We start from the raw sequence: 12457 nt of genomic DNA on the forward strand, positions 1-12457 counted from the left end.
ATTCTTGCTTCTGCGTCAATGTCAAAGGTGACAATCCACCGACTGCGGAACCTTCATCATGAAACTCTATTTCGCTACCGCCACCTGCTCTCTATCGCCGCATATCGTGCTTCAGGAACTGAAGCTGCCTTACGATCTCGTCCGGGTCGACAACCGCACGAAGCGCACGTCGGAGCATGGCGATTTCCTCTCCGTCAATCCGAAGGGCTATGTGGCGGCGCTCGCGCTCGACACCGGAGACGTGCTGACGGAGGGGCCGGCGATCGTCCAGTATCTGGCAGACCTGAAGCCGAATTCAGGACTAACACCGCCCAATGGCACCCTGGAGCGTGTGCGGCTTCAGGAATGGCTCAACTTCATCACCAGCGAAGTCCACTCTGGATCGAGCCCGCTGTTCAACCTAGACCTGCCGGAGACGCTGCGAGACCTCTTCAAGACGAAGCTGTCCCGGCGCTTCGATCTCATCGAAGCCGGTCTCGCGACGCGAGACTATTTGATGGGCGACCGCTTCACGGTGGCGGACGCTTACCTCTTCACGGTCCTCGGTTGGATGAAAGGCTTCGGCATCGACCTCAGCCGCTGGCCGAAAGTTGCAGCCTACATGCGTCGGATCGAGGTTCGCCCATCGGTCGCGGCCGCGCTGGAACGGGAAGCAGCAGTTCCGTTAGTCGTATGAGCAACCTTCTCTGGGGACCGGGGGAAGACCGTGACACGCGCTGCCGCCATATCGCGGGACGCGGTGGCGTCGCTGGCGGTCGGATATTGGGGGTATCGAGGACGCGCTTCCGATCGACGACTCCGACCGCGTTAAGATTGATGGTGGGCGAATTGCCATCGGGAAAGCAATTGAGGACCTCAACGAGACACGCGATCCCGATGTCGAAAGTCGAGTGGAGTCACCCGTCGGCCGAACCGCCAGCGCACGCTCCAAAATTCAGTCAATCTTCGACGACGTAGACCGCTAGACTAGTGCCCGTCCACAAACGGTAAACTGCTGAAATTATTGTATGAATCGCGATTTTTGCGCGGGCAAAGCCCGGCGGTTTCAGGTATACTTCAGATCAAGCTACTGATTCTAAAGACAAACCCGTAACCGCCGGAGCCGACAATGCGCCAAGAACGCACGGTCCAAGCCAGTGTATTCGATCTTTTCGCCGAACACGAGATCGGTCGTGAACTGAAGGCGATATCGCAATGGCTGGATGAGCATCGTGATCTGCTGGGGCTGGTGACGCGAGATCTGCGCCGGCATGGTCTCAAAGAGACCGGTCGCGAGGGTCTACCGGCCGAGGCTGTGCTGCGCTGCGCCCTGCTCAAGCAGCATCGCCAGTTAAGTTATCAAGAACTGGCCTTCCACTTGGAAGACTCCGCCTCGTTCCGCGCCTTTGCCCGGCTACCGTGGGGATGGAACCCGAAGAAGTCGGTCTTGCACAAGACAATCAGCGCGATCCGGGCGCAAACCTTTGAAGAGATCAACCGGCTGCTGCTGGCAAGCGCGCGGCAAGAGAAGCTGGAAAGTGGCAAGGTCGTGCGTGTGGACAGCACCGTCACCGCCGCACTGATCCATGAGCCGAGCGACAGCAGCCTGTTATGGGACGCTGTGCGGGTGATAGTGCGGCTGTTGCAGCAGGCCGATGCACAGGGTCGTGCCACCCTATGGCATGACCACCGTCGCGCGGCAAAGAAACGGGCTCAAGCGATCCAATATACCCGCGGACGACCGAAACGGGTGAAGCACTACCGCGAACTGCTCAAGATCACGCGCACCACCTTGAGCTATCTCGAACAGGCGGTTGAACGGCCGACCCTGGCGGCGAGCCCGGCGGTTGAACTCTGGCAGGCGCAAGTCTGCCACTATCAGCCGCTGATCAAGCGGATCATCGATCAGACCGAGCGGCGGGTCCTGGCCGGGGAGCCGGTCCCGGCTGGCGAGAAGCTGGTGAGCCTGTTCGAGCCGCATGTCGACATCATCGTCAAGGGCAGCCGCGACGTCGACTACGGCCACAAACTCAATCTGACGACCGGCAGAAGCGGGCTGATCCTCGACCTCGTCATCGAAGCCGGCAACCCGACCGACAGCGAGCGCTTCTTGCCAATGCTGGAACGCCACATCGCTTTTTACGGCGAGCCGCCGCGCCAGGCCGCAGCCGACGGCGGCTATGCCAGCCGCGAAAATCTGAATGGAGCCAAAGCCCGCGGCATCCGCGACATGGCCTTCCACAAGAAGCGCGGCCTCAGCATCGAAGACATGGTCAGCAGCCGCTGGGTCTATCGCAAGCTCAGAAACTTCCGCGCTGGCATCGAGGCCGGCATCTCTTGTCTGAAACGCGCTTATGGCTTGGGACGCTGCACCTGGCGCGGGCTCGACCACTTCAAGGCTTATGTCTGGTCCTCGGTGGTCGCTTACAATCTCGCCCTCTTCGCCCGCCTCAGACCAACCTGACACCCCTCATCCGGCAGTGTTCAGAACACTTCCCGCGAGCGGCGGCCGATACCACATTGCCGCCAAATCGCGCTTCGCGCCATAATCTGACGGGTTCTGTACCACCACCCGTCCCAACCAACATCCTTCAGTGGACAAGAAACCTTGAAAACCCGAGAAAAACAGGCGTTTATGGACGGGCACTAGACTAAATGTTCGCCTGGCCAGGGCGACATTTAGTCTAGAGATACTGCGGGCGGCGTTAGAGGGCGATAGCGTAGACGTAGTGCTCATCTTCGTCGAGCGTGGCCCGCCAGCCCTGCCGATTCTACGCTATGGCGCGATTTTCTGCGCGATGACGACGCAAACGCCACCGATTGCCGCACGGTTACCTGACGCCGGGCAGTGTTGAAGCCAGGCAAAGCGTCTCATCGGTAAATCGCGGTTCATCGCCCGGCTTGCCGCGCACAACCCAATCGCGCTCTGCCCGCAGGTAGTTGGTCAGTTCGGCCAGTTCGGCCGCCTTCTGCTCCAGTTTGGCAAGCTGGACTTCCATGATCTCGATTTCACGCGCCTGCGAGAGACCCTCGCGCTGTAGTTCCGTGGCAATCTCCGCGATCTCCTTGAGCGACATGCCCAGCGATTGCGCGAAGCGAATCATTCGGGCCGTCGAAGCATCCCGTTCGGTGAAAATCTGATAGGGATTGCGGCCGCCCTTGGCGCCGAGTTGCGGCGCGAGCAGACCCTTGCGGGCATAGAAGCGGACGGTGTCCTGGCTAAGTCCTGTCCGCCGGGCGAATTCCCCTATCAGCATTTTGTTCCTCAAGCTCTTGACCATGGACCTTGGTCCAGTCTTATAGAGCATGCTCCTTCAACTGTGGAGCAGTTTCATGCCGAACGATCCCAATAGCCCATCATCCTCCCCCTTGCCTTCGTGACGGGGGCCACCGGGCTTCTTGGCAACAACCTTGTGCGTGAACTGACCGCCGAAGGTTGGCGTGTGCGGGCGCTGGTCCGCTCCCCTGAAAAGGCGGCGCGGCAATTTGCCGGGCTCGACCTGGATGTCGTCACCGGCGATTTGCTCGACGTGCCTGGTTTCGCGGATGCGCTTCGGGGCGTCGATGTAGTTTTCCATACTGCGGCCTATTTCCGGGATTCCTACAAAGGTGGCCGCCATTGGGATGCTCTCTACGCGGCCAATGTCGAGGGCACCCGCGCCCTGCTCGATCACGCATGGAACGCCGGCGTGCATCGCTTCGTCCACACCAGTTCGGTTGCCGTGCTGCGCGGCGCACCTGGACAGATCATTGATGAGACCATGCAGCGGGATGAGCGGGACGCCGACGATTATTATCGCAGCAAGATCCTGGCGGACCGCGTGGTGCTCGGCTTTCTCGATACGCATCCCGACTTCTGGGCGGCCATGGTGCTCCCCGGTTGGATGCACGGGCCGGGCGATGTCGGACCGACATCGGCAGGTCAAACCGTCCTAGATACGGCGCTTGAACGCCTACCGGGCGTTCCGCCCGGATCCTTCTCTGTGGTCGATGCACGAGATGTGGCACAGGCGATGATCCTTGCCAACCATCAGGGAAGACGAGGTGAACGCTACCTTGCTGCCGGTCGGCATATGACTATGGCCGATCTGCTGCCGTTGATCGCACAGTCAACCGGGGCCAAGGCACCGGCCCGGCGCATTCCGCTGATTCTTCTCCACCTGATCGGTGCTGGCAATGAGCTTTACGCTCGGATGACCGGCAAGCCGGTCTTGTTGAGCTGGGCCATGGCGCGCACCGTCGCGACGGAGAATGACCGCTCTCGCTACGATCCCGCCAAAAGCAAACGAGAGTTGGGTTTGAAATTCCGTCCGATCATCGAAACGCTGCGCGATGAAGTGGTCTGGTTTCGAGCAAACGGCCTCTTGCCCACACAAAAGGATCAAATGCGGCGTTAGAGGGTTAAAGCGTAGACATAGTGCTCACCATCGTCGGGGGCCGCCGCCATTTGCCGCCGATTGCCGCACCAATTGATCCAATATATCTTTTGCTATCAACATGATAGGCGAATCTCGCGTGGACAATCAAAACCGAGGTTCACTCACCCCCACCAAGCGAGATAGGCTCTGCTGAGATATCCGCCGATCATACGTTATAGCTGCCCCTCACTTTGGCCGAGATCATGATTATTCTGCGCGGCAGCTACATGACGCTCCGATCACCGCATGGCTATCGCACGGCAGCCTACGATAGACAGTCGAACATCCACTGGACACCGAACCGATCGGTGAGTTTACCGTAATAACTCCCCCACGGCTGCACCGCGAGATGTGTGGTAATCTTGCCGCCGCCATCGGCAAGCGCCGTGAATAATCTGTCTGTAGTGGCGCGATCGTCCATGATGAGCATGTGAGCGGAGCCTCGCATCGGCTCGGCATCGTGATTGTCCGAGGCGAAGAACAGAAGACCAGGTCCCTCGAAGCGGGAGTGCATGACTTTGCCGCGCATACCTTCACTGGCGAGCGGCACTCCGTGGTCGCCATGACGCATGAGCGCCGTGACCCGACCAAGGCCACATTTGGTATAGAAGTCGAGCGCTGCTTCACACTGGGTCGTAAAAAAGAGATAGTTAGCAAGCTGCATGGCATGGCCTCCAATAAGGTACCAGACCGCGAAATCTTCGCGTCTCGCAGTCCAGCCTTGAGGAATTTAGAGACGCGAAACGCTACAGGGCGACACCGGTGCCCGCTATGGCCTCGATCAAGCTAGCATTGTCGTAGCTGCGGCCGGCGATGCCCCAAGCTCCTTCGGGAGCGTAGACGATGTTTGACCAGATATGTTCACGCTTCAGCCGTCCCCCGGCCGCCTTTTCGACGATATCCGTTGCCTTCCTAATAAAAGCGCTTTTCGCCTCAGGCGTCGCCAGCGCGATCTCGGGGAGCTTAAGTTCGACAAAAGCTGCCGCCACCACCTTACCGCCGGCGAGTATATGCTCCTTCGGCAACACGTTGATCGAGCCGACGATGTTGGCCGTCATGAAGGCATTCCCGGTCAGACCCGAGACTTCGAGAATCGCGTCTGTTAGTCCGGAAAAAGCCTCGGCCTGCGCTTGTGGCGATAGCAGACCTTCGGGCACGGTGAGCGTAATGGGCATAGAGTTCTCCTCATTTGAACAGAAACGGCATTTGATATATACCGAATGCTCTCTATCTATAAACATGGATCACTCTCTATTCAAGAGATAAAGAGCGAACACTCTCAATGAGGACGGCGATGCGCTACAGCCCGGAGCATAAACAGGAGACCAAATCTAAGATCGTGGCGGCGGCGGGCCGGGTTTTCCGGAAGGAGGGCTATGGTGGCGGCGGCATCGAAGCATTGACCAAGGCCGCTGGCGTGACCAACGGCGCCTTCTATGGGCACTTTAAGTCCAAGAGCGAAGCCTTCCGCACCGCCGTGCTGTCAGGCTTGGAAGAGTTGCGGCAAGGGATTGCAGCGCTCAAAGGCAGCGAACAGACGAGTTGGCTGACGACCTTCGTGGGATTCTATCTTGGTTACAAACGGACCTGCGATCTCGGCGAAAGCTGTGCCTTGCCGAGCCTGTCCACCGACGTGATGCGCGCGGATGACGATACGCGCGCTGCTTATACGGCAGAGTTGAAGCGCCTCGTCGAAGAGGTCGCCGCAGGTTTACCGGAGAATGATACTCCAGGCACGCCCGCCGGTTCGCAAAAAGATCAGGCGATCGTACTGCTCGCCATGCTCAGCGGGGGCGTCACGCTTGCCCGAGCCGTATCGGACCCGGAGTTGTCTGACCGCATCGCCCACCTCGTAGCGCAGGCAGCGTTGCGCTTGACCGGCCAGAAAGAATTGGACAGCGCCCATTCGAGTTCTGTCGACCATTAAAGTTGTGCGGCGTTGGTGGGCTATAGCGTACATATAGTGCTCATCTTCGTCGGGTGCGGCCCGCCACGTTGTGGCTTGCTACTTTTCGAGCCGTATCCCTTCGCCCCACTTGGGGAGGTGCCGCGCTCCTGATATGCAGGGCCAGAAGGCTGCCAACAAACCCCTCTGTTTAGAGGTTAGTTTCGCCCTTTCGATGTCTTCGCCAGCATCTCGCTTAGCGTTGCCGCCGAGAGCATGGCTTCGGCCAAAAGCTTCTTGAGCTTCTGGTTCTCTTCCTCCAGTGCTCTCACCCTTTTGGCATCGAGACCGACATTTCCGAACTGCATGGATTGCCACCGATAGAAAGTCGGCTCGCTAATGCCGTGCTTGTGGCAAACATCTGCCACCGTCACTCCGGCTTGGTGCTCCTTCAGAATGCTCGCAATCTGGTCGTCGTCGAATTTTCTCTTGCCCATCACCGCCTCAGTCCTCACGAAATGCTCTGTTGAAGCTGTCGAGAAGTGGTCGGATAGCATAGAATGCCACGCTGCTTTTGCCCGTTTCGATCAGTGCCTGTGCGGGCATGCCTGCGACCAATTCGACATCACTCATTTTCGCCAACCGCTCGTCCGTTACACGGATTGTCGCGGCAAAGTAGGGCTGGCCGCTTTGCGCATCGGTGAGACGGTCCGCTGATACATACTCGACCCGACCTTTCAGGAGTGGAACACGCCGCTGGTTGTATGGAAGGAGGTGAACCTGTGCCTCGAGTCCCGCGCGGACGAGATTGATGTCTTCCGGTCTGACGTGGGCAGACACGATAAGCCGATCGGCGCGTGGCAGAAGATCGACGAGCGGTTCGCCCGCGCCGACCACGCCACCGGCTGTGTGGATGCGCAGGTTCATGATTGTTCCATCTTCGGGAGCACGAATATCGGTCCTTGAAAGTTGGTCGTCGATCGCCCGCAAGCGCTCGCGCAGTTGCATGATCTGGCTTTCCGTATCTCGCATGCCTTGGGCGACTTCGCTCAACCGGTCGCTCTCAAGCTTTGCGAGATCGGCCTGTGACTCGCTGATCACCTGGTAGGCGCGAGAGATCTGTGCCTCTACTTCACCCTGCCGGCCATCAAGGTCTGCTTTTTCCCGCTGGAGGTTGAGAAGCCTGCTCCTTCTTTCCAGTCCTTTGGCGCTGAGGGCCGTAACCTGATCCAGTTCTTGCTGCGAGATTGTGGCTCTGTCGGCCAGTGCTGCCTTCTGCGCGCCAAGTCCGACGATTTCCTGTTGCACCTGCGCGATTTTTTCATTGGTGATTCCGATTTCCGCCTGCATGACCCGGCGACGGGCTTCAAAGATTTTCTGTTGGCCAGTCAGAATCGCGCTGACCGTAGAATATCTCTCCATTGCTGCCCTGAGGTCCTGCGGATAGGCGACATGGTCGCCGCCCGTCTGCTCCGCAAGCAGGCGGGCGCGACTTCCTTCGGCGTCCCAAAGTTGCCCTTGAACGCTGTCGCGCTCCGAGCGGGACTTCGTATCGTCGAGTTCTATCACGATTTGCCCGGCCGTGACTGCATCGCCGTTTTTGACGAGTATCCGTCGCACAATTCCGCCTTCCAGATGCTGAATGGTCTTACGGCTGGACTCCGGTTCGATAACGCCCGATGCAATCGCAGCGCTTTTGAGCGGCGCCAGAACCGACCAGATTCCCAATCCGACTATAAAGACACAGATCAACAGGTTACCCGTCCAAACAACGCCTCTTAGTCCCGGCATGGGGGAAGGGGGTGCGGGTCCGCGCTGTTTCGACCTGATCACCGGCGAATAGGCGGCAGCCTGTTGCTTGGCTGTCGCTGTCGATCGTTGAGCGAACCGCTGGCCCGTCCTTTGCGAATTTGAAAATCTCGCCAGCGTTGCGTCCAGTTGAACAAGGGTCATGGCAAACGTCCCTCCCTACGTTCCTGTTCGAGATGGCGGTTGAAGATAAGTTTCATAAATCCGCTCACTGTCGCCGAAGGCCGCCACCGCCCCATTACGCATAATGGCAATCTTGTTGGTGACTGGCAGGATGCCCATCCGGTGAGTTATGATAACGACGGTCATCCCTCTGGATTTCATGCGTTCAATTGCCTTGAACAGCATACATTCGCCGTCATAGTCCAGGCTCGAGTTCGGATCGTCGAGAACGATAAGAGACGGATTTCCATAGGCCGCCCGTGCCAGTCCCAGCTGTTGGCGCTGAGCTCGAAGGAGCAGGTTTCCGCCTTCACCGATATCGGTCTCGTAGCCCTGAGGCAGCCGCATGATCGCTTCGTGCAATCCAACCAGCTTTGCGGCGTCGATCGCTTTGCCGGGATCTCCTCCGTCCAGCCGGCCGATCACATCCTTGATTGCTCCGCCGAAGAGTTCGATGTCCTGCGGCAGGTATCCAACGTGGCGCGTCCCCCCGCAAAGGCGCAGAGCTGAGATATCTACCCCACCGAGAAGAGCACATCCGCTCGTTGCTTGCACAACGCCTGCGATGACGCGACCTAGTGTCGATTTTCCCGATCCCGACGGACCGATGAGCGCTATGCAATCGCCTGGCGCGAGGCGCAATGTGATGCCGGTCAATATCTGCCGATTGGCGAATGGTTGAGTGTAGCTAACGTTATCGAGAACGAGTCCATTGGGTTCAGGTAGCGGCACCATTCGAGCATCGCATTCCGATGCAACGGCGATCAGCATTCTGTTCAATCGATTGAAGGCATTGCGCGCAAACATAAGGGAGCGCCATGCACCTATTGCGCCCTCGATTGGTGCGAGCCCGCGCCCGAGCAGCAGGCTCGCAACGAAGATGATTCCGGGACTACTGTTGTTCGCGAGCACCAGCCATGTAGCGGATCCCATCATAAGGATCTGCGCAATTGTGCGGATCGATTTGGAGAAACCAAGAATGATCTCCGTCCGATGCATCGCGATGTCCTGCGCCCTTCTTGCCATTTCCGCATCGCGATAGACGATCAGCGCTGCACCCTCTTGCATCCCCATTGCCCGGATCACCTCGATGTTTTTGAGGGCGGTCGCAAATCGCAGATAGCTCCTCGAAAGGGCAAGATTGGCATAGGCAAGCGGCTCTCGCGTCGCCAGTTCCGTCAGGAACGCAAACAGCAGAAGTGCAAGTGCGCTCAAAAGACCGATGGTCCCAAGCAGCGGATGAACAAGAAAGAGCAGGAGCAGGAATACCGGCGCCCAGGGAACGTCAAAAAAAAGAGAGCTAGCCGGTGAATCGAGGAACTGGCGCAATGCGGCCAGGTCCCTGTAGCACTCCGTGGCGGCTCCCGTATCGGCGCGAGCGGCATATTCGAATGATGCGGTCAGCACCATGGGGCGTAGCCTGTGATCCAGCCAGCTGCCGATGCGCGAAAGAGCTGCCCTGCGCACGATATCCAGCGTGGACCCGACCAACACGGCGACGGCGATGATCATCGTCAGCATCAGGAGCGTGTCAGCGCTTCGGCTCGACAGGACCCTGTCATAGATCTGCAGGAGATAGATGGAAGGTGCTAAAAGGAAGAGATTGTAGCCGCAGCTATAGAGGAAGACCAACCCGAAGGCTCCGGCACAAGCCCGGAGCGCAACAACGAGGTGTGTCTGCGGGCGCGATAGCTTTATAGAAATCGTTGTCATTATCAGATCTCGCTACACTTGATACTGATAAGAAGAGGCTGTTGTCTGGTTCAGCAACCCTGAGGGTCGCCAGCCGAAACGGGCGACCCTCAGGGCCAGAGTTCATGAGCCAAGATGGCTGACATCGATATGGCCGAAGGCGTTTATGAAATGATCGAGAGCATTGTTCACCGTCGTCGTTTCGGGATCCGAGTGAACCAATGCTGACGAGATATCGCCACCCAGAGCCACGTTCCCGTTACCGCCGTTGCCGCCGACGCCTGCGAGGATGGTGGCATGCTGATCAGCCAAAAGCTGCGTATACTGTGTCGCGGTCGTAGCCGCACCCACCGCAGCCGTGTCGCCGCCGCTCGAGTTTCCTTGACTGCCGTTGGAGTGAGCATCTCCCCCTGCGCCGCCGGCGCCGGTGTTCGTGACCGCCGCCAGGAAGCCGTTCTGGGCCTGGGCAAAGCCACCGCTTCCGCCACCGCCGGCGTCCCAATCTGCTATCTGCCAAACGTGATCGCCGTTGTGCAGATGGGTAGATGCCCCTTCGACCGTTTGCGAATTGGCAACATACGCAACCGGGTTGTAGTCAATGTCTCCATGGTTGTAGCCGTTACCGCCGTTACCGGCCTTCGCGTCACCCGCATCTGGGTTGTTGAGATGAATCGTGTCAGAAATTTGTGGAATAGGCATTGATGTCACTCCTTCTACTTCGTTTCGTCCGTGTTCCTTACTACGGCGTGGGTATCCAGCATGTCACCGCCAGCCAATACAACCGCGGGCGAATATTGCGCGCGATTTAATCTGCTAACTATCTAGATATTCGGCGACGTTCCTTCGGATGTATACTCGGAGACGACAGGGCGTTATTTTGGATTAGTACTTAGTGATTTGGCGCCGGATGACATGGTCATGATCATGTCTGCGACCTCGTCGAAGCGACACCGGTTTTCGAAGCAACGGCCGCCCAAGCGAACCGGCTGTATTCCGGGGTTCTGATCAGGCTGCGCTTGGCAGAGGAGATCCTGTCGGGGCTAAAAAACTTTCATGGCCTGCCGCGAGAAAGGGGGCGCAAGATGCAGAACCTCTAATCCAAAGGCGGATTTGGTGCTCTCAAACTCGCACAACGGGACGCTGCGGCCATGACAGCCAAATGGCTACAGAACTAGCCGATGAGATGTAGACGAATTGCAGGCTCTGCTTTTCTTACGTTCAGATGCACAATGCTTGAACAATTCAGGCTACATACACTGCACGCTCGGTGGACGTGCGGTTGACCGCGGAATGGAGACGATAATGACGGAGATTCGTCCCTTATTGGAAGACTTGCCCAAAGCGGGCACCGATCAAAACCTCGCCTCCAATTTGGCCGCGGCGCATCTGGCACTGGTGCCGACTTGGCTTCCATTGGATGTCGCGTCTGGTCCGAGCTATAATTCAGCCGGTAGCGGTGGCGACGGGATAAGCGAAGGCGTGATCGGGAGCAACGCATCGGCCATCTTCATGCCGTCCAATGCCGCTATTGCGGGACCTCATTCGGGTGCCGACGCCTTCCAGGGCAACGACGCGCTCATCAATCAGCATCCCACCGAAATCGCTGGGATAGGCGGGAATGGCGGAAGCGGCAATGTTGCCATCGGCGGCGGCGATGGCGCCAATCATGCCGGCACGKGGGGCGATGGCCTCTTCTACGGCGGACTCGTAAGCTCCGAAGTCGCGCTGTTTGCCCCCGTGAATACTGCTGTGGCTGCAGGCCCTGGCGCGGCGGCTCACTCTGAGCAATCGAACAACGCACTGTTCCTGCAGGGCGCAACCCAGATTGGCGGCATTGGCGGCTCGGGCGGAGACCATAACGTCGCGAGCCATGGCCCGTCGATGAGCCCAGGAACTGGGCTTACATTTACCGGCGACAATTATGCGGGCCACGGCGGCGATGGATTTTTCGTCGGCAGCATGGTCGACGTGAGTGTGGCCATCTTCTCACCGATCAACGTCGCCGTGGGCGCCGCAGGCGGCTCAGCGGAGGCTCATCAGACAAACAATGCAATTTTCGATCAGGGCACTATGCAGATCGCAGGCATCGGCGGCAACGGCGGTGGCTTCAACATGTCGTCAGAGACAATTTTTACCGGCAACCATGAGGGTGGCGGTGGCGGGGTCGGGTCGTCAACCGGCAGCATGGTAGACGTCAATCTCGCCTATTTCCATCCCATCAACATTGCCGTTCCCGCCGGTGGGACGGCGGACGCCCAACAGATCGATCATGTTCTCTATGATCAGCATGCGCTTCAGCTGGCCGGCATCGGGGGCCACGGCGGAGACGGCAACCTCACGGACGCCCATTCGGCTCTCGTAGACGACATTCTGAGCTTCATGCATACCTAGCGGATAGACTCCCCACTTGCATCGCGGAGGCTCAACTGCACGAGACTGTTTTCGTGCCATTTTTCAAGCCATATGTTGAATCGCTTCCTCCGCCCGGCTTTCGTCTCTTGGGGCCAACATG

Annotated in this window: 12 protein-coding genes; 5 read left to right on the plus strand and 7 right to left on the minus strand. The window is 58.5% G+C overall.

Translation table 11 applies throughout. The features are described from left to right. Positions 1-58 precede the first annotated feature (58 nt). Positions 59-676, plus strand: a complete 618-nt coding sequence (gstA, locus tag AC1DMK_RS26940) for a glutathione transferase GstA (RefSeq protein WP_477863454.1) — start codon at positions 59-61, stop codon at positions 674-676. A 432-nt stretch (positions 677-1108) separates the two neighbouring features. Beyond that, on the plus strand, positions 1109-2443 hold the full coding sequence (locus AC1DMK_RS26945) for an ISNCY family transposase (protein WP_477863456.1): 1335 nt from the start codon (positions 1109-1111) through the stop codon (positions 2441-2443). 367 nt (positions 2444-2810) lie between these two features. Here the strand turns inward: AC1DMK_RS26945 and AC1DMK_RS26950 are convergent, their stop codons facing one another. Further along, positions 2811-3236 carry a MerR family transcriptional regulator gene (locus AC1DMK_RS26950; protein ID WP_477863458.1) on the minus strand — a complete coding sequence of 142 codons (426 nt, stop codon included), beginning with the start codon at positions 3234-3236 and terminating at the stop codon, positions 2811-2813. 156 nt (positions 3237-3392) lie between these two features. On the opposite strand from AC1DMK_RS26950, the gene AC1DMK_RS26955 reads away from it, so the two are divergent. After that, positions 3393-4376 carry an SDR family oxidoreductase gene (locus tag AC1DMK_RS26955; RefSeq protein WP_477863460.1) on the plus strand — a complete coding sequence of 328 codons (984 nt, stop codon included), beginning with the start codon at positions 3393-3395 and terminating at the stop codon, positions 4374-4376. A gap of 286 nt (positions 4377-4662) precedes the next feature. On the opposite strand, the gene AC1DMK_RS26960 is transcribed toward AC1DMK_RS26955, so the two are convergent. Together AC1DMK_RS26960 and AC1DMK_RS26965 are read right to left on the minus strand one after the other, a co-directional pair. After that, positions 4663-5061, minus strand: coding sequence for a VOC family protein (locus tag AC1DMK_RS26960; RefSeq protein ID WP_477863461.1), 399 nt, complete (start codon positions 5059-5061; stop codon positions 4663-4665). A gap of 82 nt (positions 5062-5143) precedes the next feature. Then, complete coding sequence (locus AC1DMK_RS26965; RefSeq protein WP_477863463.1) at positions 5144-5572, minus strand: tautomerase family protein; 429 nt, start codon at positions 5570-5572, stop codon at positions 5144-5146. Between the two features lie 119 nt (positions 5573-5691). On the opposite strand from AC1DMK_RS26965, the gene AC1DMK_RS26970 reads away from it, so the two are divergent. Further along, a complete protein-coding gene (locus tag AC1DMK_RS26970; RefSeq protein ID WP_477863465.1) occupies positions 5692-6324 on the plus strand; it encodes a TetR/AcrR family transcriptional regulator in 633 nt (210 codons plus the stop codon). A gap of 176 nt (positions 6325-6500) precedes the next feature. Here AC1DMK_RS26970 and AC1DMK_RS26975 read toward each other — a convergent pair whose 3' ends face one another. The 4 genes from AC1DMK_RS26975 to AC1DMK_RS26990 all read right to left on the minus strand — a co-directional run bounded on the left by AC1DMK_RS26975 (position 6501) and on the right by AC1DMK_RS26990 (position 10644). Beyond that, entirely contained in the window at positions 6501-6779 is a 279-nt protein-coding gene (locus AC1DMK_RS26975) for a transposase (RefSeq protein ID WP_037064007.1), read from the minus strand. A 7-nt stretch (positions 6780-6786) separates the two neighbouring features. Continuing rightward, positions 6787-8235, minus strand: a complete 1449-nt coding sequence (locus AC1DMK_RS26980; RefSeq protein WP_477863467.1) for an HlyD family type I secretion periplasmic adaptor subunit — start codon at positions 8233-8235, stop codon at positions 6787-6789. A gap of 15 nt (positions 8236-8250) precedes the next feature. Next, positions 8251-9966 carry a type I secretion system permease/ATPase gene (locus tag AC1DMK_RS26985; protein WP_037064009.1) on the minus strand — a complete coding sequence of 572 codons (1716 nt, stop codon included), beginning with the start codon at positions 9964-9966 and terminating at the stop codon, positions 8251-8253. A 102-nt stretch (positions 9967-10068) separates the two neighbouring features. Beyond that, positions 10069-10644 (minus strand): PE-PGRS family protein, encoded by a 576-nt coding sequence (locus AC1DMK_RS26990; RefSeq protein ID WP_477863500.1) that lies wholly within the window; start codon positions 10642-10644, stop codon positions 10069-10071. 603 nt (positions 10645-11247) lie between these two features. Here AC1DMK_RS26990 and AC1DMK_RS26995 point away from each other — a divergent pair. Continuing rightward, positions 11248-12336, plus strand: a complete 1089-nt coding sequence (locus AC1DMK_RS26995) for a hypothetical protein (RefSeq protein ID WP_477863469.1) — start codon at positions 11248-11250, stop codon at positions 12334-12336. Positions 12337-12457 lie beyond the last annotated feature (121 nt).

It is taken from the genome of Rhizobium sp. 05L419, from assembly GCF_056397845.1.